The sequence below is a fragment of the bacterium genome, assembly GCA_035505375.1.
GTDB lineage: Bacteria > Hydrothermota > Tepidihabitantia > Tepidihabitantales > Tepidihabitantaceae > UBA2258.
This window is the reverse complement of sequence record DATJQV010000004.1, coordinates 19,606-45,598: the sequence shown is the minus strand read 5'-3', so window position 1 is coordinate 45,598 and position 25,993 is coordinate 19,606. Positions and strand designations below refer to the sequence as shown.

Here is a 25,993-nt window from a genome sequence, read left to right as displayed (position 1 = left end):
GCGCTAGACGTGGACGACGGCGAGAATGTCCATGGTCGCCGCGACCGACCAGTGCAGGATCGTGCCGGGAATGAAGCTGCGGCTCCTGAGGGCGATGATGCCGAGGGCGATGCCGGCGACGATGGAACCGACAGCCTCGAGACCGGGCTTGCCCGCGTGCATTATGGCAAATGGGATGGTCTGAATTGCGATGGCCGCAGGCCCGCCGACCCGGCGCTCGAACCCGAACAGCAGGTAGCCGCGGAAGAAGAACTCCCAGATGAACATCTCGACCGCCTTGATGCCGAGCCCCAGCAGCAGACTGCCGGCGCCGAGACGCTCAAAAGCGAAGTAGGGATAGGCATGCTGGAAATCGGGACGGCGAGAGGCAAGATAGACGATGGGCAGCATCACCAGGTAGAGCAGTCCGATGTCGCGAATCCAGCGGCCGTGTTTCTCCAAACGGAAACCGACCTTCCCGAGAGGCAGCCGCAGCGGGATGAGCGACAGCAACGGCAATACCAGGTAGAAAGCGCTGCGCCAGAGCACCGTGACCGCGCCCTGCCATCCCGGCCAGAGATGGGGCGTGCGCGGTCGGAGATACGGGGGGAGCAGCGCGGCCAGCGCGAAGGTCGCGCTCAGCAGGAGCAGGTCGGGCGCGGCCGAGATGTTCCTGCGTGCATCGGTCCACAGACCGCGGAGATAGTCCACTGTTCTAGGGAAGGACGAAGTACAAAGGACAAATGACAAAGCGAGGAGGGCGGGCAAAGCTGCGCAGAGCCGGCGACCTGCGGTCGTCCATGGGTGAAGATAGGCAGGGTCGGCCTGGCGGTCAAGTCGGGCGAGGAATTGACAAGGCGAACTCCCGGCATAAGCTTCAATCATGCGTATCTGCCGAGTGGTTCCGATTGCCTGCCTGTTGGTTCTGGCCGCCTGCTCGAACAACCACGCGCCGATTGTGCCGTCGCTGCTGGTTCCCGATATGGCCCAGCGCGGCGACTCAGTCTGGGCCCAGGTGCAATCGTACGACCGGGGCGGCCACCTGATGTACTTCCTGATTGACTGGGGCGACGGAACCCAGTCAGGCTGGGTCGGACCGGTGCCGTCCGTCACAGCGTACGCCGTCCCGCATGTCTACACCGACACCGGGGTCTTTGGCGTCCTGGCAAAGGCGAAGGACTCAACCAGTGAAACCGGCTGGTCCGACACTTCTTTCATCCATATCGGCGAATTCGGGCCGTTTGTTCCGAACCGACCTTCAGGCCCGGATACAGTAAAGGTCGCAGATTCGGTGGACTACTTCACGTCGGCCGGACATCCTCTTTACCGACGAGTTTCCATTCAGTTCGATTGGGGCGACACCCTGGGCGACTGGAGCGAGTTCATGGCTCCAAGCGCATCCTACTACGCGCGGCACGCATTCTCTCGCTCCGGAATCATGCCGGTGCGGGCGCGCGCCAAAGACAGCCTTGACCACGTGTCCGACTGGTCCAGACCGGAGTCGGTCACGGTGGTGCCATGATGAGGCTCAGCCTTCAGGCCGTTCGTCCTATTGGTCCATTCGTCCTATGCCGGACTCTTTCCCGGAGGCACCATGAATAAGTTCCTGTTGTTCTGTCTTGTTGCCCTTGCCGCGGTCGCGTCGGCGGCGAGTTCTCGCTATGTCGTCGAGAAGAAGGTCAAGGTCTACGCAACGCCGGACCAGCTCGCCCGCATCGCGCCGGACGTGCTCGAGTTCTACGGCAAAGGTGAGGGCTGGTTCATCGGCGCGGTGAAGGAGCCGGTCTACGAGAAGCTGGTGAAGGAAGGGTTCAAGATCGATGTGCTCGTGCCGGATGTGCGTGCCGCGGCGCTGCGGAACACTGCCGCTTTCCATACCTATGAGCAAATCCGCGATACCCTGGCCATCATCGCTCAGAACCATCCGGACATCTGCCGGCTGGATACGATCGGCTATTCGGCCAACGGCAACCTGATGCTGGCGATGAAGATAGCGGAAAGCGTGAACGTATTTCGTGGTAAGCCGCGCATCTGCTTCGACTGCTCGATTCACGGCATCGAGAATAACGGCTGCGAGATCGGTCTCTATGCGATTATTCAGCTTGTCAGCGGCTACAACGTGGACCAGGACATCACGCGCTGGGTGAAGGAGCGGGAAATCTGGATTATCCCGATGACCAACCCGGACGGCCTGATTGCGCGCACGCGCGAGAACGGACACGGCTACGACTGTAACCGGAACTACGGCTACGCCTGGGGTCCGAACGCGAACGGCGGCACCGGGCCATTTTCCGAGCCGGAGGATCAGGCGCTATACCACCTGGCTGAGAACCATCCGATGCAGGCATGGAGCCAGTACCACAGCGGAGCGACCGACGCAATGTGGTGCTGGGGATACACGACCAAGGCGGCAATGGACTCGGTCCTGGTCGATTCCGAGATGACGCGCTATGGTCAGATATGCGGGCTTACCGCGGGCCAGATATCGCGCATCCTGTATTCGGTGTCCGGCGGCTCGACCGACTGGTACCAGGGTGCGCTCGGGGCCATGGGCTACGCGGTCGAGGTGTGTACGGGTCAACCCAGCGACCCGTCGCAGATTGACACCATCAACCATTCCAACTGGACGGCGATGAAGGGGGAGATTGAACGAGTGATGTGGGGCATCCGGGGCAGGGTGCTGGATTCAGTCACGGGCAAGCCGGTTGACGCGCGCATCACCGTGAACCCGCCCAACTGGTTCACCTACACCGACTCGATGGGCTACTACAGCAAGAGCCTCCGCGTCGGCACCTACGCAGTCACCGTCGAGGCCAACGGGTACCATGTCAAGACCGTCAACAACGTGGCGGTCTCGGCCGACACTTTCACGGTCGTGAACGTTGCGCTCGCTCCGGACACGGCGGGCCCGATCTGCGCGTACAAGGTCATCACCTGCGACATGAACGAGAAACCGGCCAACATCAACCCGACCTTCGCCTGCTACGCGCTCGGCCGGCACGACGGTGTCCGATTCTCAATCGGCGACTCCGGGTGGTGCAGCTTCGACATGGGCCGGAAGACGCCGATCATCAATGGACCGGGCAGCGATTTCACCGTCTACGAGGGCGACTCCAGCCCGGAGGCTTGCAGCGTGTGTGTTTCGAACGACTGGAACGGGTCGTGGCGCCTCTGTGGAGTCGGTACGGGCACGCAGAGCTATGACCTGGCCGTGGCCGGCCTGTCCAGCGCCCGGTACGTTCGGATTGCGGACGTCGGGAACGGAAGTTCCGGCCCCTACGCCGGGTTCGACCTCGACGCGATTGAGGCGGTGCCGGTCAACGCACCGGCTGTCGGCTATCAGGCGCAGACGGTGATTGACTCCCCGCCGGGAGGCAACGCCAACAACCGACTGGACCCGGGCGAGAATGCTGACCTCGTGGTCGCGCTCAAGAACGCAGGCCGGCGCGGCGTCGACAGCCTCAGGGCCGTGCTCAGGACCACCGACTCGTACGTCTCGGTTTCCGACTCGACCGCCTACTACGGTACTGTTCTGTCGGAATCGACGCGGGACAACAACGCCGACCGATTCCACGTTGCGGCGGCAGCCAACACACCGCTGGAGCACCTGGCCCAGATGAAGCTGTACCTGACCGGCATGGGCTACTCGGACAGCACGTCGTTCACCATCACGGTTGGCAAACGGTTCGTGACCGACCCGGTCCCGGACGGGCCGCGGACGCCGCCTTCGTATTGGGCGTACGATGACATCGACACCCTATACGATGAACACCCGACCTACAACTGGGTCGAAGTGAACGGCGTCGGGACCCAGATGAGCTTCTCCAATAACGACGCCGTCAACCTGACAAGCATTCCGGCCGCGTTCGGGCCGCTGAAGTTCTACGGCCAGCGCTACACGCAGTTGTCCATCTCGGCCGACGGCTGGATTGCCTGCGGTAACTACACCACGTCTAACTACACGAACACCAACCTCCCCAACGCTTCGGCCCCGCGCGCCACAGTCTTCGCCAACTGGGATGACCTCTACCCGAAAGTCGAAGGCTCGGGGTACGTCTACTACTACCCCGACACGGCCAATCACCGCTTCATCGTCGAATACGATTCGGTGGCCTACGTGAGCAACACCTCGACGCGCGACAAGTTCGAAGTCATCTACTACGACACCACCGTTGCCTCACCCTCGGGGGACAACGTGATCGTGGTTCAGTACAAGACTGCGGCCGGGTTTACCAGCTCGACCCTCGGCATTCAGGACCCGACCAGGGCCATTGCGATTCAGGACCTGTTCAACGGCACCTACGCCGACGGCGCGGCGCCGATTGTTCCGGGCCGGGCTATCAAATACACGACCACTGCGCCGACCGGCATCGCCGAGCGACTGTCCAGCCTGACCCCTGTCGGACGGCTGACGTTGAAGGCCCTTGGCAACCCGAGCCGGGGCCGCATCACGCTCGCCTACACTCTGCCGATTGCAGACAAAGCAAGGCTCTGCGTCTACGACCGCACCGGCCGGCTGGTCAGACATTGGGACCTGGACGCGGGACATGACCCAAATCTCCGAGATTTGGGATCGTGTCCCAAGTCGGTTCTCACCTGGGACGGCACCGACGCCATGGGCCGCAAGGTCGGGGCAGGAGTCTACCTCGTGCGGCTGGTCGCGGGCGACAAGTCAGTTGTGGCAAAGACAACGGTCGTAAGATGAGACCAAGGAAAAAGGACAAAGCGCAAGGGACAAAGCAAGCCCGAAGTCCAAAGTCCAAGGTCCGTAGTCCGTCCCTAGTCCCTAGAAAGAGTTGGGACCACTATTTCATGGACATCGCACAACTGGTGAGCGAGCGTTCCACCTGCCTCCGGCGCAAGGTCGGCGCGGTGCTCGTGCGCGAGCGCAGGATACTCTGCACCGGATACAACGGAGCGGCGCGCGGCCTTCCCCACTGCGACGAAGCCGGTTGTCTTCGTGAGAAGCTGCACATCCCATCCGGCGAACGTATCGAGATCTGCCGGGGAATCCACGCGGAACAGAACGCGCTCGTCCAGGCTGCTGCCTTCGGCATCAACGTCACTGGTGCGATGCTCTACTGCACCCACGAACCGTGCATCACCTGCGCCAAGATGCTCCTGAACGCGGGCATCAGAGAGTTCGTGGTGGAGCACCCGTACCCGGACGAACTCGGCCGCCAGATGCTGGCCCAGGCGCAAGTCAAAGTCCGCAAGCCGGTCTAGCCGGCTACACGCAATCGGCCGCCGGGCCTCGGGGCCCGGCGGCCTCCGGTTCTAGGAAGACGGTCTACGGCCGTGGCTCACGGATTGAAGCTTGCAGCTTGAGGCTTGCAGCCGTGACGAAGTCACATACCATTGACGCGCTTGGGATGTGTAAATTTGGAAGTGTCACTCTTTTCCCCGCGCACCGCAGCAATGGTCGCTATCCTTCAGCCCGAACCCTGCCCGCGGCGCGTTCTCGGTGCGCTACGAGGTGCCGGATCAGGCCAACGTATCAGTCGGCGTCTACGACGTCGATGGCAGGCTGGTTCGGTCGCTTCGTGAGGGCGACGCTGCGCCGGGCCGGTACGAGGCCAGGTTTCCTTCGGGTGCTCTTCCTGCCGGAATCTACTTCCTTCGTCTCGACGCGCCGGGATTCCAGGATACGAAGAAGGTGGTAGTGACGAGGTAGGGAGAAGAGGTTAAGGCTGAGGTTAAGGTAGAGGCGCAGAGAGCGGTATAGAGAAACCAGAAGGGGCGGGCGCAAGCCCGCCCCAATCCCCTGAACCGGCCTCAGTCGTCGGCTGCAGGCCGGGACGCTATGTCGGTCCTACCGGCTTACTGGTGAGCGTGCGCGCCCGGGCAAGGAACGAAGCGGCCAGCTCAACTGCCTGGCGAGAGCCGGCTTCGGAGAAGCGACTGTAGTAGTCAGCGTTCTCCCGCAGCGTCTTCCCTGCCTCAAGCCCTTCGACAAACTCCAACTCGAGTAGTCGGGATCCGACGTAGAGTTCACGCAGCGCGATGACGAGACAACGGTGGCTGCGTTCACGGTATCCCCGGGCGTACAAGAGCGCCCGCGCACTGTGAAACATGGAGTAGTAGGCTTGGATGGTCGCCCATTTGAGCCCGCCTGCGACCAAGGTCCGGCGGGCCTCATCGAGGTCCTGGCCCGCTGCCGCCAGTTCGCCCGCGACAAGGGTCGGACCAGGCGAAAACCGCCGAATCCTGCCCGACTTCAGACATGACTCGAACTCCGGGCCTAGCTTTCTTTCCATAGCTCGATGCCCCGCCTGAGTTCGGCGCCGAATACGGGGTTGGCGCGCTCCAGGTCGGCAAGCCCGACCGGCGTCACGATGACGGTCTGCAACGCGTCGCCGCCGGCGGAGACGATCTTCCGCACCCGGTCCGGCGAATTGGTCACCACCAACAGGTCAATATCGCTGTCGGGAATGTTCGTTCCCTCGGCGGCGCTGCCGAACAGCACAACTCGCAGCGCCAGTCTGGACAGGCGGTCAAGCAGAGGGGCGAGAGCGTCGATGTTCAGCAGCATCTTGAACGATCGGACTCGCGGGTCGCCAAGACGCGCGCGGTAGAATCGCATCCGGCCGCGATCCTCGGCTTCAACCAGACCGGCTTCGGCCAGTTCACGGAGCACGCGGTTCACCCCGCCGCGTGAGAGGCCGGCTTCGCCCGCCACTTCGACGCCGTAGAAACTCCGGTCAGCGTGGGCGCAGAGAAACGCCAGCACGGCTTGCTCCAGCGACGCAACAAACAATCGACCCGAGTCGCCCTGGCGCCGGCCTGAACTCACGTACTTCATGGTGAACTCAAGTTCATCATAATGAACTAGCTCTCGGGAGTCAAGGGGCGATCAGGATGGGCCGATACGGACCGGTTAGTGGGCGGACACTGAGAAGGCGCGGACGGAGACCAAACCAGCTGAGCCACTTCTTGAGTCGGTCGCGTGCAACGGTCTGCGTGATGCCCTTGCCTTCGTCCAGCTCCTTCAGGCCGGTTTCGACTTTGAGTCTGAAGTAGATCTCGGCCATGATGTCCGTCATGCTGGCGTCGTCGGGGAGCCGCTCAATCATCTCGATGGCTTCATTCTTCACCTCGGGCACATGTAGCTCCTCTTCGTGATTCTAGGCTGGCTGAACCATGAGTCAAGGCCGGGCCGCGCGCACGCTGGCGAGCGGATTCCGGCGGGCGGGTCTCTACTCAGTGCGCTGGGATGGCACGGATGACCGCGGGCGCGTCGTGCCGAGGCTCTGCGGCTGGTCGTCGGAGCCGAAGCTTTCGAGGTACAGCTTGACCGCTTCTTTGAGGTTCGCCTGTGTCTCTTCAATCGTCTTGCCTTGGCTGACCACTTCGAGCTCCAGACAACGGCCCACGTACCAGTTCTCTTCCTTGGTAACAACGGCCGCGAACCTGCGGTCATTCATGCGCCTTCCTTTCGAGCCAAGTTTAGCGATGATGTCGGGCGCGTCAATGGCCGTCGTCCGGTCGTCTTTGCGGGATGTCCTGTGGCACCTAATGCCTGATCAAGCGCTGCCGGCTCCGCGCCGGGGTTCCGGGCGGTGAAGAAGGCGGTGGTGATGAGGTAGGTGGAGAGTTAGCAGGTAGCAGTCAAGAGTCAGGAGTTGGGGCCGGCGAAGGCCCGCCCCGCAGCATGATGACCTCTCGCGTGCGCCTGGCTTCGGCAACGATGCGTTCGTCCGATGCCGAAGCAAGTCCGATGTCACCGACGTGGCGACAAGAGTGCCCTCTCGACGACAGTCGCCTGCCGAGTTCGCGCGGCAGGTTCATGTTGAGGAGGAACTTCAAGCGGTGCTCGCCGGCTCCAGCGAGACCACGCGTTCTTCCTTCGCCCACGAGGCGTACGCCAGCGCCTGTTGTACGTCTTCTCGCTCAAGCTCCGGCCACTCGCGGAGAATCTCATCGACTGTCATACCGGAGGCCAGGTAGCTGAGGATAGAGGCAACCGGCATCCTCAGGCCCCTGATGCAGGGCTTGCCGAAGCACTTGTCGGGGTCAAGAGTAATGCGGCTGAATCGGTAGTGACGAATCTCCATGTCTCAGTTTATCGGCGCGCCTTTCCGCATCAAGTCGATAGACACCCTCTGAATCCGAAATTGAACCACAGAAAACAGGAACACTGAGGCCGTTGAAACCCCCGTTCATGTCACCCTGAGCGAAGCGAAGGGTCTTCTAACTGCCGTAGAATCGTCCTCTCGAAGACTCTTCGCCGCGCTCAGAATGACGAAAGGAGGCCTTCTTCAGCAGCTCAATCAAGGCGGCGGCTGCCTGCGGTCTGCGACCTGAGCCGGCGGTGGCGTTGCCAAGAGGGGAGTCAATCCGGGGGTGACTGCGGCATTAAAGGCCGCACACGATGCGGTGCTCAATGTGGCCGTCAGTCAAGGATTTAGGGCGGTTGTCTGTAGCGCGACGAGTTCAGAGTTCAAGGCCGCGGGCAATCGCGACCAGACTGGGGAATTCAGCGCCACTCTGAGTGGGGACGTCAACGCCAGCCTCAGCCCGGCCATCGGCCGCGCGGCGAGCCCAGCCGCGAGTTCGGGCCTGACCTGCGCGCTCAGCCGTGAGGCCACCGCGGCGGCCAGTCACGCCGTCAGCGCCTATGCCACTGCCGAGTTCAGGACGGCATCGAACCGCGGAATCCTGATGCGAGCGCTTTGACTCAACCCGGACTTGGACACGATCCCAATGCCCCAGAAGGCGCTTTGACGCGATGCAAGATCGAAAATGGGGACAGTCCCAAGGAGCGCGCGGACGCTCTAATACCGGTGATACGTTGACGTGCCGTCGCCAAGATGGGGACAGTCCCTGGAAGTCGCACAAGGCCCTGCGAAGGGACAGTCCCCATCTTGGGCTCAGTGGCCGGCATACTATATGTAGTGGCGTAACCGTTCTCGGACCACAATTCTGCCGCCCACCCCTCAGTCCGGAGACTGCCCACCCCGCAGCCCTTGCCGATGCAGCGCGAGGTACTTTGTAGCCTGCAATGACCCGAGCTTTGAGTCGAGCAACGAGCCGAGCAATGCTGCGAGCTTTGTTTCGAGCAATGTCCTGAGCAATGTCGCGTGCAGTTCGCCGAGGAATTCCGTGTGCAGTTGCTCACGCAGTTCACGACGCGCTGGCCGACGCAGTGCAGTGCGCAGTGAAGGATACTTTGGTCCGAGCTTTCCGACGAGCAATGACAGGTGCTTTGAAGGACCAAATCGCGCGTCTGACGTGAGGTCACATTTGCCAGGAATCAGTTCTAGGAACAGGTTGAGGTTGAGGTTGAGAATGAGGAAGAGGTTGAGGTTGGCGTGAGAGCAGAGGAGCGGGCCCAAATGTGAGCCATCTGCGTCATCTGCGTAATCTGCGGTTCTCCTTGTCTCTTGCCTCCTCCGGCAATCCATACTTCAGGGATGGAACGAAGTCAGATGTCAGAAGCTGGATGCGAGATGTCAGAAGTGAAGGGACGGACAGAGGCGGCTAGCGGAGTTCTTTGGTGTAGTCCAAGCGAGAAATCAGACCGGGCGAGGCGATCCAGAGGTAGTGGTCGTCGGCGTAGAGTGAGTTGATTTTCGCGACCGGCAGGCCGCGGGACGCATCAATTGTGGTGTATGAGCCGTCTTTGGTGTCGAGCACTGTGATGACGGAGGACGGGAGACCGGGGACGGGTGACGGAGTGGCCATGAAGACGCGGGTGCCGGCCGCGGCAAGGGTACGGATGGGCTGTTTCAAGTCAAACCCGGGCGGGACGTAGTGGAACCACCGGCCGTCGGCAGTGCGCGAGACGATTCCTCCGATGGCGCCGAAGTAGGCGGTGCCGTTGCCCGCGCTGGCGATGTCGAACACGCCGAAGTTGGTCGCGCCGTACGGGTCGGTGTACTCGGCGGCGCTGTCGCGGGTGGAGAGAAATAGCCCCTGGTCGGTGCCGAAGATGAGCGAGTCGTGAAGCCGGAGCAGTCCGTTCGCCTGGCGCGGCAGGCTGAGCAGTTGCACGAGCTTCTTGTTCGAGCCCAGCGAGTAGATGCCGTCCGTGGTGCCGAGCAGCAGTCCGCTCGAGTCGGCCGAAATCGCGGTGAGGCCGTGGTCACGTTCAAGCGACGTGACGTTGCCGTAGAGGAGCTGGAAGCCGCCGGTGACAAGGTCGCCGGGCCGGGTGAGGAAGTAGTACCAGTCACCGGTCGAGTCGAGCGATATTGCGGTCGAGCCGCCGATGAACCAGAGCCGGTTGTCGACGCGGGCGATGTGGGAGACGGAAGACGGGAGACCGGAGCCGGAAGTTGATGGGCCGAAGCGGATGTGCCCTTCACTGAACCCGGAGCGGGGGTTGTATACGACGATGCCATAGCCCTGAACAGCGGCAAACAGCCGTTTGTTGCTTTTGTCCGGCCGCACGAGCGTAATCGGGTGGTTGATGAGCTGCTCGTCCGTGACGAAGTACGGCGTGAGGAAGGGGAAGTTGCGGGGTTTGAGCGTGTCCCTTCCTCCGTACCAGGTAAGGTCGGACGGGAATTCAGAGACCCGGTTGAAGTCGAGCGCGTTGCTCGCACGGAAGTAGGGACCGGCGTCGGTTTCGAAGTAAGCGCCGTTTTCGGCAATGCCGATGGATGAGACGTTCTTGAACGGTGCCGTGAGTTCCTCGACCAGCCCGGTGGCCGGGACATAGCGGTGGATGTGGCCGTCGGTTGCGATGAAGACGTCGCCGCGCGACGGGTTGTGGGCGCAGAGGCGAACTTCGCCGGTGAGACCATCGGCCACGGTCAGGGCGCGGACGAAACGCAGCCGCGGGCGGTCAAAGACACAGACGCCGGTTGGTACCGCGACGTACACTTCGGAGACGGACGCGGAGATGCAGCGGACCTCGTCCATCGAGGGAAAGAACTGCCAGTTCTCGGGATGGTACATGCCGAGCAGGGCGAGGAGAAGCAGGGAAACCATCAGGTACCACAAACCCCAATGACCAAGTCCCAATGACCAATCAATGCCGGAATGCCGAATGCCCGATTGGTCATTTCCTTACCTGGGGTTTGATTGGGAATTGGCACTTGACAATTGGTCATTCCGACGCATCGAAGCCTGGGCATCTCCATTGAGCACTGCCGCGAACGCCTGCGGCAGGAAGTGGGGCAGGTCACCGGCGGCGAGGCAATACTCGGTGAACGTCCGCACGGCAATGTCGGCGGCGAGACCGTGGAGGAACACGCCCGCACAAGCGCCGTCCAGCGGCGACATGCCCTGAGCGATCAGGCCAGCGATCAGACCGGTGAGGACGTCGCCGGTTCCGCCCTTGGCCAGGCCTGAATTGCCGGTCGGGTTGACGAAGATGGTGCCGTCCGGAGCGGCGACCACGGTCGAGGCGCCTTTGAGCACGAGCACCACCTTACGCTCAGTCGCGAATTTACGCGAGATGCCGACGCGGTCGGCGTTGACGTCACCCGCCTTCAGCCCGGTCAGGCGTGCGAACTCGCCCGGGTGAGGCGTAAGCACGAGTGGAGCCTTGACGCGCGAGAGCAGGTCGATGCGACCGGCGAGGTTGTTGATGCCGTCCGCGTCAATCACGGTCGGCCGTTCGACCTCGGCGAGGAAGTCGAGCTCGAGTTCTCGCGTGCGGGGGTCGGTGCCGATGCCGGGGCCGAGCGCGACTGCCTGAGCGTCGCCGGCCAGTTCAAGCAGGCTCTCGGTGGCGGCCGGGGACAGTGTCTCGGTATCCGTCTGCGGCAGCGGGATTTTCACCGCCTCGACTACGTCGGATGACACGACATCGGCGATGCCGGCAGGAATGGCGATCCGTATCAGACCGCACCCGGAACGGACCGCAGCCGAACCGGCGAGGACGGCCGCGCCGGAGAAATTCCGCGACCCGGCGATGATGAGCGTGGTGCCGAATGTTCCCTTGTGGCCATCGGGTCTGCGCCCGGGCAGAATCGAGCGGACGTGTTCGGCATCGAGCAGGAAGGCCTGATCACCAGGGATTAGGGGCTGGGGATTGGGGATTAGGGTCCGAGCCCTCGTCCCTAGTCCCTCGTCCCTAGTTCCTATCTCTGGCATACCGATGTCGCCGATTTCTGCGGTGCCCACGCAGACACGGCCAGGGTAGAGCCAGAGGCCGACCTTCGGCATGGCCATGGTCACGGTCAGGTCGGCGCGGACGCACGGTTCGTACGGCACGCCGGTGTCGGATTGAAGCCCGGAGGGCAGGTCGATGGCCACCACGTATGCGCCGGACTGGTTGATGAGCGTAATGGCCTGGGCGGCGAGCCCGGCAGGCCTGCGGGTCAGGCCTGTGCCGAAGATCGCATCGATGATTACCTTCCTGTCTTGGAGAAGCGGTGCGACGTCTGCGGCCTTCGAAACTTCGCGGACCGAGAGACCGCCGTCCTTGAGTCGGTTGCAGTTGGCGAGGGCATCACCCGCGAGGTCGGCTGAGCTTCCCAAAAGGACGCAATCGGGCTTCGCGCCATTGTCGAGCAGCAGCCGAGTGACCACGAAGCCGTCACCACCGTTGTTGCCCTTGCCGCAGACGACGAGCGGCTGAGTGCCGGCGAGGCTGCCAAGGTGTTTTTCCATGAACTTGATTACGGCCTGACCGGCGTTCTCCATCAGCGTCAAGCCCGGGATGCCGTGCTCCGCGGTCGCGCGACGGTCGAGGTCCTGCATCTGGGCTGCGGTCACAAGACGCTGCATGGCGGTTAGTGATTATAGAAGCGGGCTGGTGAGTGTCAACGCAATGGAAGACGCAATGGAAGACGTCCGGTGGGCCGTCGGACCAAGCACCAATGGCCAAGCGTCAATGATAATTAAATGCCCAAAGCAGGAACGGCGGGGCGTTCGAGACCATTCCGGAATCGAGGCTTGATTGGTCATTGGAACCTGGTACTTGGTCATTTCCGTTGCTTGACACCAGCGCAGTCAGGGCTACGCTTTCCTGATGAGTCGTCGTTTCTTTATCTGGGCCGCGATTGTCGGTCTGGTCCTCGACCGGATTCCGAAGCTTATCGTGCATGGGATGTTCATCAGTGGCGTGCTCAGCGACGGGCGCGAGCTACGTCTCATCGGCAACGTGCTCAAGGTCACGTACGCGATGAACCATCAAGGCCTGTTCAGCCTGAACTACGGGCCGCCGTTCATGTACTTCGTACTGCCGCTGTCGGCGGCGGGGCTTGTAGCGTGGTACGGTCTCCGGGCGAATGACATCTGGTCTTCCACCGCGTTCGGCCTGGTTCTGAGCGGCGCGCTCGGCAACGTGATTGATCGAGTGGGGCTGAGCTACGTGATTGACTTCCTGCTTTTCGACATACCCGGCCATCCGGTTGTCCTGTTCGGGCGCTTTCCAATTGTTCCGTGGCCGGTGTTCAACCTTGCCGACGCCTTTGTCCTTGTCGGCGTCGTGATGTTAGTCGGCAAGGAGCTGTTAGGCCGAGCGCCAGGGGCCAGAAGGTCAGAGGCCGAACCCATAACCGCGGCTGCGACGGCAGAGGGAGACTAGCCAGCTATGACCAGAGTCTATCTCGACAACAATTCGACGACGCCGATTGACCCGCGCGTTGCCGCGGCGATGGAGCCGTACCTGCACGAGCTGTTCGGCAATCCCTCGAATATTCACAGCTTCGGCCGGGAGTGCGCCGAGCCGGTGGCCGAGGCAAGAGAGCAGGTCGCAGCCTTCCTTGGCGCGAGCCCGGACGAGATATTCTTCACCGGTGGCGGAACCGAGGCGGACAACTGGGCGGTGAAGGGCACCGCCTACGCGCGGGTGGATCGAGGGAAGCACGTTGTCTGCAGCGCGATTGAGCACAGTGCGGTATTGGAGAGCTGCCGGTACCTTGAGTCGCTAGGGTTCCGGGCGACGTATCTGCCGGTGGACAAGTCCGGTCTGGTTGACCCGGACGAGGTGAAGCGCGCCCTGACCAGGGAGACCGCGCTCGTCTCGGTGATGCTTGCGAACAATGAGATAGGGACCATCGAGCCCGTTGCAGAGATTGCCCGAATCTGCCGTGAGGCCGGCGTCACGAGTCACACCGACGCGGTCGCGGCCGCGGGCAAGATCCGTGTGGACGTGAACGAGCTGGGTGTTGACCTCCTGACGATTTCCGGGCACAAGCTGCAGGGCCCAAAAGGCGTTGGCGCCCTTTACATCCGTGAAGGGACGAAGATACACCCGTTGGTGCACGGTGGCCATCAGGAGAAGGGACTCCGCGGCGGCACCGAGAACGTCATCGGCATCGCCGGGCTGGGCAAGGCCTGCGAGCTCCTCGCCGCCGAGTGGCAGACGAACGCCGAACATGAGCGCAAGCTGCGGGACAAGTTGGAGCGGGCGATTCTCACGCGGGTTTCGAAGCTCATCCTGGACGGCCATCCGACCAGGCGTCTGCCGAACGTCTGTCACGTGTGTGTGGGCTACGTCGAGGGCGAGGCCCTGCTTGTGAACCTAGACATGGAGGGCATTGCGGTTGCGTCGGGGTCGGCATGCTCGACCGGGAGCGCCGAGCCGTCGGCGACGATGAAAGCAATCGGGGTGCCTCCGCTCTTCGCCAATTCTCCGGTCAGGATGTCGCTCGGCCCGGGCAACACCGAGGCCGAGATCGACTACACGATTGAGGTCTTCGAGAAGGTCGTAGCCCGGCTCCGTTCAATCTCGCCTATCTGGAACCGGCGCACGTAGCCGCCAGGACAGGTCCCCGGTCCGAATCTGTCCGCAGATCACACAGATTATTACGCGGATTCCTTCATTCCCGACGAGACGACCGTAAGTCGCCTAGACGTCGAGGATGACGGTGGCGCGGTAGCCGTCGTCGGTCTTGTCTATCCTGTACTGATGGTAGGTCGGGGTCTTGACCTCGACTTTGAGGCCGTGGCGTTCCCGGTCGAATTCCTCACCATAGACGGTGGCACTGATATGAGTTGGCTCGACCGAGTTGATTTCGATGCGGGCGATTGCCAGAGAGCGCGTGGAGAAGAGGAACAGGAGTTCGCGCAGCCAGTCGAGGAAGAGTTCAGAGAGTGACTCGGTCTCGAGGTATACGGGCTGGCGTACGGTCTCCCGCACCTTGTCTCGGTCGAGAATCAGGTCGAAGAGGCAGGTGGCAGCGTTGGTGAAGAGCTCGGCAAGGTCAGAGCCATAGATCTCGGCCTTGACGTCAGAGGTGTGTTCGAGGAGACGGTACGGCGCCTTCATGGCGCAAGTATCAAGGACAAAGGACTAAGGACAAAGCAACGCAGAGAATGACAAAGTACGAAGTCGGGGTTCGTCTTGTGACTTGCCGCTTTGATTAGTCCTTTGTCCTTACTACTTGGTCCTTGTGCGCGATTACTTGGCGCGCACAATCGTGCGTGCCGCGGCGACGTTTCGCTGGGCATCGGCAACCCAGACGCTTACGACAAAGGACGGAAGACCAATGACGGAGGACGGAAGAGAGACGTCGGCGTTGAAGCGTTCTGTGCCGGAGTCGAAGACGTGGTCCTCAGGCTCGAGCGTTATCCAGTCACCGGCGTTGACCGAAACCCGGGCCGCGGCAATCGTGGACAGGGAATCGTGGGCGGAGAAGCTGACGCGGCAGAGTCTGTAATTGGCGATTGGCGATTGGCGATTGGCGATTGACGAGTCGCCGGCAGAGAGGACTTGGGTGCTCAGCCCGGTCACGGTCGGAGCGGTGTTGTCGACAAGGAAGGGCCGACTCACGTACTCAGTCGTGAGGGCCGCGCCCGCTGGTTCGGTCGGCTTGTCGCTGGCCACGAGCTTGAGTTCGTACCAGCCATCAGGCAGGGCCCGGGTGTCGAGGTCGAAGCGGCTGTCGGAAATGTCATGCTCCACCCGCTGCCACTGTGTTTCGTGCTCTCGCCGGAAGCAGAGCTCGAACGAGAGCGAGTCGGAATCCGGGTCGGTAGCTTCCCATGTGATTTGGCGTGACGGCTTGTTCAAGCCCTTTCGCGCGTCTTCCAGTGACGGCTCGGGAACGTCAAACTTCTTGATGACCGGCGCAAGGTTGGCAGGGCGGTAGTAGACATCCACGCGCTGCAGTTCGGGGGTGAGATTGGGGAAGGATGTGCGGAAACGGCTCCGCCACTGAATGAAGCGACGCGACGGAGACTTTATCCCAGGGTCTGCCGCTGTCCATTGGCTCCATGTCGAGTCCGGTTTCTCGGAGTTACCTGACCGAGTTTCGAAGGTCAGCCCGGTTCCGGCCGGGACGTTCGCGCGGAAGGAGAGCGTGCCGAACAGCGCCGGGTTGGCGCAGTCGTGCGGTGCAGAAGTGAGGTGGCCCGAGTCGGCGTAAGCCGCGCCCGCCTCATAGAGCTTGCCCGGGTTGCCGGTTCCGAGCCATAGTCCGCCTGGCACCGGAGACAGGCAGAGCGCCTGAGTTTCTTTCATCCGGTACCGGACCGAGACATGGCCGAGCGTGTCGAGTTCGTAGACCATGGCCTTGTTGCCGGTTGCCACGAGCACGCCTGAGGACGAGAGGGGGGCGATGGCGAACACCGTGGAATCGGGCGCGCGCCAGCACCATCGGCGAACGCCGAACCTGTCGATGAAGAAGACTTCGGCACGGGCTGAATCCGCGTCTGCGTCACCCCCTGCGTTCGCGCCGATGTAGACCCGGCCGGCTGCGTCCGCAGCAATTGCCCGTACTTCGTTCAACGGTGTGTCGTACAGTACGGAGACGCTCGGCCGCTCAGCGCCGGCGGTGAAGCTGAGACGGTAGACTGTGCCGTCAGGGGAAGTCCCGACCAGCATTTCCTTGCCGGGAATCAGCCAGGCCAATGCGGTCAGACTGCCTTGTTTGGCTGTAAAGACCTCGGTTGCCTTGCCATCGGGCGTGATGCGCAGGAGCTTGCCGTGCTGGCCGGTAGCGGCGAAGACTGATCCAGAGGGGTCGCCCGCAGGCAGCAGGCAATAGACATAGCTCTCACCGGTGGAACAGAGATGCTCGGGTTTGCCGCCCGGGCGGATACGATACACGTTGCCGTCCGGCGTGGTGCCGAAGTAGACCGTGCCGGACGCGTCTGAAGTCAGGGCAAGTATCTCTCCGGACGCGGAATCGTACACCAGTTCGGGCAACGATGAACGACTAACGATGGACGGTGAACGCAGGCGGTAGAGGCGTCCCTGGTTGCCGGTCGCCACGTAGACATTCCCGCGGCGGTCAGCGGCCGTCTGCCAGACCGCAGCCGCGTTGTCGAGCGTCCGGTTGGCCAGGGCTGGTGCCAGCGTCACCGTTCCCTGGCTGTGAATCGACACGTTCTCGAATTCGATGCGGTCGAGTTGCTGAAGCAGGCTGTCGGTGCCGTCAGTGGTCCAAACCGACGCAAGTGTAAAGGATAAAGTACAAAGGACTAAGCAAGGGGAAAGGATGAAGGATGAGAGATGAAACTGAACCCTTCCCGGCTTCGTTTGGAGCTTGTCTTGTCCTTTGTCCTTGCGACTTTGTACTTGTGTTCTCACCTTTTGACCTCCAGGTCGAGCTTGACCACTCCGGAGATGACGCGGTCCAAGCGGAGCGTCTGACGGATTACCGGACTGTCGTTTGTCGCCGTGACCGGCTCGTCGGCCTGGCGGTTGAGCAGTACCGATCGCAGTGAAGGCGGAGGCGTGGGAAACTCCTCTCCGGCTAGTGTCAGGCCCGGTCCGGTGATGAAGCCTGCCGCCACCAGCTCGTTTTCCCGGCCGGTCTGCGAGAGCAATTCGACAAGGCGGGCGAAAGACCCAGGTTCAAGCGTTGCCGGGGCGCGCATGGCTTCAAAGGCAAACAGCGAGTCACGAGGGGCGATGATGATTCTCAACTTCCCCTCGGGCGTGGGTTCGGGCACGCCGATGGCAACGGTTACCTCGGTATTGCTGCCGCGGTAGTCGCGCAGCCCCAGCGTGACGTTGACCGAATCGCCGGGGCGCACGCGCACCCGGTCCGGTCGAGCCGAGAGCAGGTACGCGAGGTTCCGGCCCGGAGTGAAGCGGAGGTCGAATCCGACCGATGCGACCGGCGCCGGCAGAAACCGGTTGCTGTACAGGGCTCCGAGTTCGCTTTGGGCAGTTCGGAAGAGCTCTTCGGCCGGGTTCGTGCCGCTGAAACGGTGCTCGACGACAAGCGAGTCGGCGGGGATTTGCGATTGACGATTGGCGGCAGGCGACAGGCGTACCGTCATCCGTGAAGCCAGCGTCATTTCCTCGAGGTTTCCCTCGGTCTGGTAGACCACATCGGTCAGCCCGGCTGCCGCGAGCGTTGGGGCGAGGTCCTCAAGCTCGACGATGCGAAATCTGTACGTGTCAAGGCCGGAAGGCGAGGAAATGACGGCTGTGACCGGCAGCATCTCAGGAGCCGCACCGATGTTGCCGCCAATCCCGGCCAACCGGTCCTGGTTAATGGTGCCGAGCGGAGCGGTGGGGGAGAAGAGCTTGAACGAGCTCATTTCCGATGGTACGACCGAATGAATGACGCCGCCGACCATCGGCATACGGATGTTGCCGGCCCCCAGCATCGGGTGTCCGAACGCGATGATTCGCTTACCTTCGCGACAGGTGAGAGTTCCCATTGCGGCGACACGCACATCTCCATCAATCAGGGCGATGCCGACGGCCGCACCCGGGACCAGGCCGGACGTGTCAGCAGCACCAGTCGAGGCAGCACCGGCAGCGGCGACCGGCGTCAGGCCGAACTTGCTGAAAGCTGGCTGGATGAGTTCGGCCAGTGCGGGCGTGAATCCGGACAGAGCTACGGGCAGCGGGAGGGGCGAGAGACCGGTCGGCGCGATGCCTTCAGACAGGCGACCGGAGCGTGAGCCACCCTGGCCTCCTGACCGGTCAGGCTCATTCCAGATTCGCAGCATCTGGGCCGCCGGCGTGACCCCGGCGAGCGGCTCTTTGGCGAAGCCCCACGCGTAGGCGACAGCTCCGATGAGCTTGCCTTCAATGTAGACCGGGCTGCCTGACATGCCGGCGACGACTCCCGATTCTTCAAGTCCCTGCCCGGATAGCCGGCAGATTATCAAGTCGCCCCGCGGCCAGGCCTTGTGCATGACATCGACTACCTCGACGCCGAACTCCTTGACTTCGGTGCCGAAGAAGACCGAACGGCCGGTGCCCTTCATGCCAGGCTTGAGCTGATCCACGGTCATGATCGGGATACCCGCGAGGCCGATGGTCCAACAGGCAGCAAGCAGCAGGGAAAAGACCGCTGCGGGTCCGGGCCGCGCTACGATTGGCAGAGTCGGATGTCTAGCGACTCGAGAGCCGGGCAAGCCTCTCCCACTTCTGGTGCCACTCGGCGTAGTTGCCGAATCCTCGGGAATTGACCGGCAGCCAGAAACACGACTGCTTTTCCCATGCCGCCTGGTCAGGATAGAACCATTCTTCCTTGGTGTCGTGGACGGCGACCATGTAGCCTTTGCCGCTGCTCGCGTCCGGCGGCGAATGTCCGGTGTTCTCAACGGTCTTACGCAGAGCTGTCATCCTCTCATTCATTACCGATGTCGGGAATCCCCCATCCATGCCCGGGGTGAGGTGGAACTCGAATCGGAACAGCGCCATCAGCTTCCGGTCTGAGAACAGGGCGAGATCAGGGCATGGCAGCGGCGGACGTCTCTCATTCGCGCTGAGTGGAGGGGTGGCACGACAGGACCAGCCAGGCTGAACGAGCAGTAACCGGCGGATGTGGAAGTAGGCGGCGCAGGCGAGGTCGTGGCGGCTGAAGACGCGGAAGTCGCGCACGTCGTCCTTGAGCTTCGGCCAGATTGTGCCGGTTATGACGTGGTGAATGTCCTCAGCCATCAGCTCTTTGTGTCCAGACTCCTGGTGAGAAGCGTCTTCACGACCACAGTCTGGATCTCCGGCAGTTCGCGAAAGTTCAGCATTGTCACGCCCAGGCTCAGGGTATTGGTCCGCCAGCGGACTCCATCCAGCACGCCTGTGATCTCGACCCGCTGGATTCCGGGATGGATGTTGAAGAACTCGTCGGTCAGGAGATCGTGCAGGTTCTGCCAGCCGGCCGCGGTAAGCCGGACCGTCGAGCCGAGCAGCAGCACGCCGAGCGGTTTGAGGCCGAACGACACGGCGTCGCGATCGTAGTTCAGAAGCGCGACGCGGTTGGGCGGGTCGGCAACAAACCATGCAGTCTTCACCGCTGCGTCGGTCGCCAGGAAGACATCGAGGTGCCCATAGACGTTCTTGTAGTTCTCGGAGAGCGGCAGTTTGTTGCTGAAGGCGTTTTCGTGAAACTGTTTGAGCAGACCCGGGTTCGCGACCAGCCTCTGGGCCACCTTGTCGCCGGCCACGTTCTGGTAACCGTAGTTGGACATGATGTCGAGCAGGGGGTCGGAGGAGCTGAACCGCGGCAGGCTACGCAGCATCGAACCGCATCCGTACGTCGGGCTGAGCGCCGCAAGCGATATTCCGAGCATCCGGTTCAGTTCGAGCCTGAGCTTCGTCGGCATTCAGTTGGCCTCGGCGGCCCCGGACGGGCAACACCGCGCACCGCGACGGAGGGCAGCGGTGATCTGCCCCATTTCAGCCGGGCTGTTCGCCAGTCGTGCGGCAAAAGGCTCAATCGCGCCACGCGGCAGGATGTAGTCGATGTTGCCGATGACTGCCCGGCCGGCCAGGGCCTCTCTAAGCAGGTGCCGGGGGTTGACGAACTGCTCGTACGCGTGACGGTCAGAAAGAGGATGACCGGTGTCGGTGTCGATCAACGCCGCGACCAGGAGCCCGGGCAGGACTTCCAGCCGCAGGAGCAGTCCGGGCGGACTCTCGGGCGTGGGCGGCAGCGCCTGCACCGCTTTGACGTTACCCGGGGCGAGCAGGCGCTCGAGATCAGGTTCCGGCCTGAGCCCGAGCCGCAGTGCGACCAGACCGATGCCGAGGTTGTGAAGCGAGATCGGGGGCGGCTGAATCGGCAAGGGGTTGGCGGATTCGATGTCTGCCTTCTCGATTTGCGGTCTGGCCGAGCCGGGCGATGCACGACCTCCGAGCGGCACGCGGCGGCCGGCCTCAGAATCGACCTGCATCAGCTTGCGGACGGCGAACCAGTGACGTTCGCCCGAAGTCATCAGTTCACGAAGTGTGGACCGGACAAAGAGTGTGGCCAGACGTCGGTGCCGGTACTCGGCCCGCACGAAGATGCCCCAGAGGGTTTCCATTCCCGTTTCCGGGTCGCGGTCAAAGTGGCAGTGGGCGATCGGTTCACTACGCATGACGCGCGACGCATGGTGCGCCGTGCTTGTCTCGTAGAATGCGAAATCGGCTCTGCTGTCCGACAGGCGGCGCTCGATGCGCAGGGTAGTGCCGGCCAGCGAACCGGATTCGATAGCCAGCCGGTCGCCCGACAACGCATAACGGGGGCCGAAGCGGACCAAGCCTTCGACCTGTTCAGCGGGAGCGTTCCTGAGAACGCGACTCAGCTCCGCCGGCAATTATGCCTCCTCGACGCATGACGCATGCGTTACCTCATCAGGTTCGGGTTGATGGCCACTGCCTTTTCCAGCGCTTCGACTGCCTTCTCGGTCTGGCCCTGATCGCGGTAGGCGATCCCGAGATTGTGCCATGCGCCGAAGTGTTTCGGATTCAGCTCGACCGCCTTCTGATAGCAGCGGATGGCTGCGTTGAGGTCGTGCTTTTCATACTCGGCGCGCCCCATGTTGTAGTAGGCGGCAACGAAGCTCGGTTGGATGCGAAGTGTCTGGCGATAGTGCTCGATTGCCAGGTCGTAGCGCTGCTGTTCCATGTGCAGATTGGCGAGGTTGAAATGCGCCTCGGAGTAGTCGGGCCGATGCTGGATGGCCGCTTCGAAAGCTGCAACCGCCTGCGGGTCGTTGCCGCAACGGAGGTAAGCGAAGCCGAGGTTGTTGTAGACCTCGGCCGTGTCCGGGCTTATCCGCAGAGCGCGTTTGTAAGAGTCGGTAGCCTTGGGCCAGTTCGACTGCATGGTGTACGCGTTCCCCAGTTGCTGATGAGCCATGGCGGAGTTCGGGTCAAGTTCGAGACAGGCCTTGAGCTCGCGAATCGCATCTTCAGGACGCTGCTCCCGCAGCAGGCAGATCGCCAGGCTGGTTCGGGTTTCGACCGACTCGGGATTGAGCTCCAGCGCGCGTTCGTAGGCTTCGGCCGCGCGCTCCCACAGGCTGCGCGTGAAGCACATCGTGGCGAGGCTGCCATAGGTAATGGCGAAGAACGAACGCAGGTCGACGATGCTGCCGCTGGAAACGGGCGCCAGCGAGAGCGGCAGCGGCTTGACCAGTTCCCAGAACACGCTCTGGCTGCCGATTTGCACATGGAGCCGGAGCATGCCGTCCTGCATGACGTAGTTCACACGGAACCCGAGCTTGCCGAGGATGATGCCGTCGAAAAGGGCGAGTCCGAGCGAGTTGCCGACGCCGCTCCGGTCACCGAGATAATTATCAATGACGTGGGTGAGCAGGAACTCGGTCGAGACCCGGTTCGGCTTCATTGCCCACAGCTGTTCGCGCACGGCCCGGAGCAGCGGAAACAGCGCCTCGAAGAGGCCGTGGGGGCTCTCGGGGACCCTGGCCTCGAGAGCTTTGCTTACCGCCGGGGCGGCTACCACGCGCTCGAAAACATTGTCCAGACGTTTTCCGTACGTGACTATCTCCTCTTCTTTGTGCTGGCCGGCCAGGGTCAGCATGCAGTAGGCAAGCGCCGTCGCGCGGCCGACGTTGTGTTCGATCTGTTCGAACACCGCCATCGTCGTTGGGGCGGAGCGGGCAAAGTGCCGCGGCTGCAGTTCGGCACAGGCGAAGACCTCGCGCAGCCGCTCGGCCTCGTGGCCGGGCAGAATTCCGAGCGCGCGCCGGTTCAGTCTTTCACGCTGCTCGGCATCGAGAATGACATCGCCGAGCAGTTCGGAGACGAGCAGGGCCTCGGCGTGCGCCCGGGCGACCTCGAACTGACGCCGGAGCGGTTCGAACCGGGCGACAGCATCCGGGCGGTGGCGCAGTATGCCGTCCACGCGCTGTGGTTCGAAGTGCCAGTTCGTGCGTCGGGCGTAATGGTGGGTCGGCAGGTCGGCCGGATAGTACTTGGCGGTTCGTTCGAGTGTGGTCTCGACCGCCGCGACCGCGCGGGTCACTCGGTCGTTCCGGCCCGGCCTAACGCTGTTCAACATGTTTGACGTGTGGGCGCGGACGGCCCCGACGGCCGCACGCAGCGGCCCGGGTAACGACCGGTCCGTCCGAACTGCGATGATGCACTATCTTAGGTCGCCGCGTCGACAAGTCAAGCAGTCAGCGGCGCGATTCGGCCTTCGCTCAGGCAGGGCACGACCGGCAGCGAGTCGACTTTGAGCGCGAACTCGAGGTCGGCGCGGAACCCGAGCTCGGTCAATCGGCGGGCGTGTTCGGTGGAAAACAGGGCACGGGCAAGATCGGTTCTCAGGTTCTTGTATGCAGCCCGGGCGGCCAGCGCCGCATCGTTCAGTTGCGCTGTTTCTTTTGCCAGCCGGTTCACAAACCCGCCCGCGCAGACGAAGTCCTCGAGGCAGAGCCGGCCGTTGTTGCCGGCGCAGAGAATTGTCACGGCCTCTTTGTGGACGACGGCTTCCACGATCGCGCTGAAATTGACGAAACCGCCCACCAGGACCATTCCCGCGTCCTTGGCAGCCTCCAGCGCCCGGGTGCCGTTGGTTGTCGTGAAGATGACGACCTTGCCGGCGACGACTTCCCGCGTGTACTCCCGGGGGGAATTGCCGAGGTGGAACCCCTCGATTCGCTGGCATTCGCGCTCGCCGCCGAGCAGAACTTCATGTTCGGCGTAGGGTTCGGACAGTCTGACCGCCTGCTCGACGTCCGGGACGGGTAGCACGAACCTCGCGCCTGCACCCAACGCTGCGGCAATCGTAGTCGAGGCGCGAAACAAGTCCACCACGACGACCGCTGTACCGGTCTCGACGGTGCCCTGTCCGGCCGAGGCCAGGGCCAATTCACGTGGTACCGGGGCGACGTTGATTCTCAAACCGCCAGCTCCTCATCGAGCATGCCGATTCCGAGTTTGCCCCGGCGGAACCGACCGCTAACCATCAACCGGCGGTGGAGCCCGATAGTTGTTGTAACGCCAGTGACCGCGGTCTCGGCCAGAGCCCGTGCCATCCGTGCGATCGCCTGGGTTCGGTCCGGCGCCCACGAGATTACCTTGGCCAAGAGCGGCTCATAGAGCGCCGGCACGACGTACCCGGGCGTGAGGTAGGAATCGACTCTTATGCCGGGACCGCCCGGCATCCGTACTTCGGTCACAAGTCCGGAACTCGGTTCGAACCCCGCATCCGGATCCTGGGCATTTATGCGGCACTCGATGGCGTGACCGCGGGGCACGGACGGCCCGGCCGGCAGCGCAAGCTGCTCGCCGGCTGCGATGCGGATCTGACATTGGACAATGTCCAGGCCGGTGACTGCTTCAGTTACTCCGTGCTCAATCTGCAGCCGGCAGCTGAGCTCAAGGAAGAAGCAATTCTCTTTCTCGTCCAGCAGGAACTCGACCGTGCCGGAATTGGTCAATCCCACCGCACGGCCGACCGCTGCCGCCTGATCGCCGAGTTTCTGTCGCAACTGCTCGCTGACCGCCGGCGACGGGCTTTCCTCCAGCAGCTTCCGATAGCGGAACTGCACCGAGCAGTCGCGCTCGGGTAGGTACGCGAGACTGCCCTGTCGGTCGGCGAGCAGTTGAATCTCCACGTGACGGGCGTTGGCGAGGTGCTTCTCGATGAAGACCCGGCCGTCGCCGAATGCAGCCTTGGCCTCCGCCTGACACATCCGGAATCCGGTCTCAATGTCCTTGTCTCGTTTCACCAGGCGCATGCCGCCGCCGCCGTGCCCGGCGGCAGCCTTGACCAGAACCGGATAGCCCAGTTCCGCTGCCAGCTTCGCGGCGTCAGCCGCGGTCGCGACCTCGCCTTCCGAACCGGGAACCAGCGCCAGCCCGGCTTCGCGGGCGAGCTGTCGCAGACGTATCTTGTCTCGCGCCAGCCGCAGGGTGTCGGCGGTCGGACCTATGAACGTGATCTTGCACGACTCGGTCGCGTCCACGAACTCGGGTGATTCAGCCAGGAAGCCGTAACCGGGATGGAGCGCGTCCGCCTTGGTGATTTCCGCAGCCGACAGGATGCGCGAGACGTTCAGGTAGCTGTCCGGAGCGGGCGCCGGGCCGATGCAGACCGCTTCGTCGGCGACGAGCACCGGCAGGGAGTCGCGGTCGGCCTCGGAATAGACCAGGGCCGACGGAACGCCCAGCTCACGGCAGGCGCGGATGACACGCAGCGCCACCTCGCCGCGGTTGGCGATCAGGACTTTCTTGAAAGGCAGAGACATGGCTAGGAGGAATGCCCAATTCCCGATTGCCAATTCCCAACGAACGACCAAAGAGGGGAAAACCGAAGCAGGCACTGGAACATTGGGAATTCGTTGGTCATTGGGACTTGGTTATTGGTCATTCGAGCGCTGGGTTCTGCTCACGCCCGTTCGACATAGGTGTTTGTCCGCGTGTCCACCCTTACCTTGTCACCGGTCTTGACGAAAAACGGGACGGTTACAACCAGGCCGGTCGTGAGTTTGGCCGGCTTTCCGCCCCCGGCGGCGGTGTCGCCGCGGAAGTTCGGCTCGGTCTCGGCGACCTCAAGGACGATGAACATCGGCGGCTCCACGCTGACCGGCAGGCCTTCCATGTAGGAGACGTCGATTTCGAGGCCGTCGCTCAGGTAGAGCGCGCTGTCGCCGAGCTGTTCCGCGTTCAGGGCGAACTGCTCGTAGGTCGAAGTGTCCATGAAGTGATAGCCGACGTGGTCGTGGTAGAGGAACTGCGCTTTCTTCCGTTCCCTCTCGACCTCATCGAACTTGGCCTCGGATTCGAAACTCTCTTCAATCTGGACCCCGGTCTTGATGTTGCGCAGCTTGGCCACGACCCGGGCCCGGCGCTGCGCGGTCCGGCTGCGTGAGTAGGACAGGACCTGGTAGATGCCGTCCTTGAACTTGATGAGCACTCCGGACTTGAATTCATTGGGGGTGATCATTGGATACTCCTGTTCCTTAGAGC

The 25,993-nt window shown here is 62.7% G+C and carries 24 protein-coding genes and 1 pseudogene; 7 read left to right on the top strand and 18 right to left on the bottom strand.

Annotated features, from left to right (window positions below; all coding sequences use genetic code 11):
• Positions 1 to 3 precede the first annotated feature (3 nt).
• Positions 4 to 690: a CPBP family intramembrane glutamic endopeptidase gene (locus VMH22_00855; protein ID HTW90244.1), complete on the bottom strand. Its 687-nt coding sequence runs from the start codon at positions 688 to 690 to the stop codon at positions 4 to 6.
• A 172-nt stretch (positions 691 to 862) separates the two neighbouring features.
• On the opposite strand from VMH22_00855, the gene VMH22_00850 reads away from it, so the two are divergent.
• From VMH22_00850 to VMH22_00835, 4 genes and pseudogenes are all read left to right on the top strand, one after another.
• Positions 863 to 1,501, top strand: a complete 639-nt coding sequence (locus VMH22_00850) for a hypothetical protein (protein ID HTW90243.1) — start codon at positions 863 to 865, stop codon at positions 1,499 to 1,501.
• A 72-nt stretch (positions 1,502 to 1,573) separates the two neighbouring features.
• A complete protein-coding gene (locus VMH22_00845) occupies positions 1,574 to 4,684 on the top strand; it encodes a M14 family zinc carboxypeptidase (protein HTW90242.1) in 3,111 nt (1,036 codons plus the stop codon).
• A gap of 83 nt (positions 4,685 to 4,767) precedes the next feature.
• Positions 4,768 to 5,205: pseudogene (locus VMH22_00840) on the top strand (cytidine/deoxycytidylate deaminase family protein).
• A 154-nt stretch (positions 5,206 to 5,359) separates the two neighbouring features.
• On the top strand, positions 5,360 to 5,653 hold the full coding sequence (locus VMH22_00835; protein HTW90241.1) for a T9SS type A sorting domain-containing protein: 294 nt from the start codon (positions 5,360 to 5,362) through the stop codon (positions 5,651 to 5,653).
• Positions 5,654 to 5,780: 127 nt separating this feature from the next.
• On the opposite strand, the gene VMH22_00830 is transcribed toward VMH22_00835, so the two are convergent.
• The 5 genes from VMH22_00830 to VMH22_00810 all read right to left on the bottom strand — a co-directional run bounded on the left by VMH22_00830 (position 5,781) and on the right by VMH22_00810 (position 8,033).
• Positions 5,781 to 6,236 (bottom strand): HEPN domain-containing protein, encoded by a 456-nt coding sequence (locus tag VMH22_00830; protein HTW90240.1) that lies wholly within the window; start codon positions 6,234 to 6,236, stop codon positions 5,781 to 5,783.
• Positions 6,221 to 6,781, bottom strand: a complete 561-nt coding sequence (locus VMH22_00825; GenBank protein ID HTW90239.1) for a nucleotidyltransferase domain-containing protein — start codon at positions 6,779 to 6,781, stop codon at positions 6,221 to 6,223. Before VMH22_00825 ends, VMH22_00830 begins: the two co-directional genes overlap by 16 nt.
• A gap of 40 nt (positions 6,782 to 6,821) precedes the next feature.
• Positions 6,822 to 7,082, bottom strand: a complete 261-nt coding sequence (locus tag VMH22_00820) for a hypothetical protein (GenBank protein HTW90238.1) — start codon at positions 7,080 to 7,082, stop codon at positions 6,822 to 6,824.
• 93 nt (positions 7,083 to 7,175) lie between these two features.
• The gene (locus tag VMH22_00815; protein ID HTW90237.1) at positions 7,176 to 7,403 is read right to left on the bottom strand and encodes a type II toxin-antitoxin system HicB family antitoxin; all 228 of its coding nucleotides are present in this window, start codon (positions 7,401 to 7,403) and stop codon (positions 7,176 to 7,178) included.
• A gap of 378 nt (positions 7,404 to 7,781) precedes the next feature.
• Positions 7,782 to 8,033 (bottom strand): DUF433 domain-containing protein, encoded by a 252-nt coding sequence (locus VMH22_00810; protein ID HTW90236.1) that lies wholly within the window; start codon positions 8,031 to 8,033, stop codon positions 7,782 to 7,784.
• Positions 8,034 to 8,322: 289 nt separating this feature from the next.
• Here VMH22_00810 and VMH22_00805 point away from each other — a divergent pair, with 289 nt between their 5' ends.
• On the top strand, positions 8,323 to 8,655 hold the full coding sequence (locus VMH22_00805) for a hypothetical protein (protein HTW90235.1): 333 nt from the start codon (positions 8,323 to 8,325) through the stop codon (positions 8,653 to 8,655).
• A gap of 804 nt (positions 8,656 to 9,459) precedes the next feature.
• Here VMH22_00805 and VMH22_00800 read toward each other — a convergent pair.
• Positions 9,460 to 10,914: a hypothetical protein gene (locus VMH22_00800; GenBank protein ID HTW90234.1), complete on the bottom strand. Its 1,455-nt coding sequence runs from the start codon at positions 10,912 to 10,914 to the stop codon at positions 9,460 to 9,462.
• 78 nt (positions 10,915 to 10,992) lie between these two features.
• Positions 10,993 to 12,660, bottom strand: a complete 1,668-nt coding sequence (locus VMH22_00795) for an NAD(P)H-hydrate dehydratase (GenBank protein HTW90233.1) — start codon at positions 12,658 to 12,660, stop codon at positions 10,993 to 10,995.
• A 244-nt stretch (positions 12,661 to 12,904) separates the two neighbouring features.
• Between VMH22_00795 and VMH22_00790 the strand changes: the two genes are divergently transcribed.
• Together VMH22_00790 and VMH22_00785 are read left to right on the top strand one after the other, a co-directional pair.
• Positions 12,905 to 13,462: a signal peptidase II gene (locus tag VMH22_00790; GenBank protein ID HTW90232.1), complete on the top strand. Its 558-nt coding sequence runs from the start codon at positions 12,905 to 12,907 to the stop codon at positions 13,460 to 13,462.
• A gap of 6 nt (positions 13,463 to 13,468) precedes the next feature.
• Positions 13,469 to 14,635: an aminotransferase class V-fold PLP-dependent enzyme gene (locus tag VMH22_00785; protein HTW90231.1), complete on the top strand. Its 1,167-nt coding sequence runs from the start codon at positions 13,469 to 13,471 to the stop codon at positions 14,633 to 14,635.
• A gap of 93 nt (positions 14,636 to 14,728) precedes the next feature.
• Here the strand turns inward: VMH22_00785 and VMH22_00780 are convergent, their stop codons facing one another.
• The 10 genes from VMH22_00780 to efp form a co-directional block, all read right to left on the bottom strand.
• Complete coding sequence (locus tag VMH22_00780; protein ID HTW90230.1) at positions 14,729 to 15,148, bottom strand: archease; 420 nt, start codon at positions 15,146 to 15,148, stop codon at positions 14,729 to 14,731.
• Between the two features lie 132 nt (positions 15,149 to 15,280).
• On the bottom strand, positions 15,281 to 17,413 hold the full coding sequence (locus VMH22_00775; protein HTW90229.1) for a hypothetical protein: 2,133 nt from the start codon (positions 17,411 to 17,413) through the stop codon (positions 15,281 to 15,283).
• Positions 17,410 to 19,080, bottom strand: a complete 1,671-nt coding sequence (locus tag VMH22_00770; protein HTW90228.1) for a SpoIVB peptidase S55 domain-containing protein — start codon at positions 19,078 to 19,080, stop codon at positions 17,410 to 17,412. The genes VMH22_00775 and VMH22_00770 overlap by 4 nt, the downstream gene beginning before the upstream one ends.
• Positions 19,081 to 19,180: 100 nt before the next feature.
• A complete protein-coding gene (locus VMH22_00765; protein HTW90227.1) occupies positions 19,181 to 19,732 on the bottom strand; it encodes a hypothetical protein in 552 nt (183 codons plus the stop codon).
• Positions 19,732 to 20,394, bottom strand: a complete 663-nt coding sequence (locus VMH22_00760) for a hypothetical protein (GenBank protein HTW90226.1) — start codon at positions 20,392 to 20,394, stop codon at positions 19,732 to 19,734. The genes VMH22_00765 and VMH22_00760 overlap by 1 nt, the downstream gene beginning before the upstream one ends.
• The gene (locus tag VMH22_00755; GenBank protein HTW90225.1) at positions 20,395 to 21,369 is read right to left on the bottom strand and encodes a hypothetical protein; all 975 of its coding nucleotides are present in this window, start codon (positions 21,367 to 21,369) and stop codon (positions 20,395 to 20,397) included.
• A 29-nt stretch (positions 21,370 to 21,398) separates the two neighbouring features.
• Positions 21,399 to 23,078: a tetratricopeptide repeat protein gene (locus tag VMH22_00750; GenBank protein ID HTW90224.1), complete on the bottom strand. Its 1,680-nt coding sequence runs from the start codon at positions 23,076 to 23,078 to the stop codon at positions 21,399 to 21,401.
• Positions 23,079 to 23,188: 110 nt separating this feature from the next.
• Entirely contained in the window at positions 23,189 to 23,923 is a 735-nt protein-coding gene (locus VMH22_00745; protein HTW90223.1) for a 2-phosphosulfolactate phosphatase, read from the bottom strand.
• On the bottom strand, positions 23,920 to 25,272 hold the full coding sequence (locus tag VMH22_00740) for a biotin carboxylase N-terminal domain-containing protein (protein HTW90222.1): 1,353 nt from the start codon (positions 25,270 to 25,272) through the stop codon (positions 23,920 to 23,922). Before VMH22_00740 ends, VMH22_00745 begins: the two co-directional genes overlap by 4 nt.
• Before the next feature lie 140 nt (positions 25,273 to 25,412).
• A complete protein-coding gene (gene efp / locus VMH22_00735) occupies positions 25,413 to 25,970 on the bottom strand; it encodes an elongation factor P (protein ID HTW90221.1) in 558 nt (185 codons plus the stop codon).
• Positions 25,971 to 25,993: the final 23 nt, after the last annotated feature.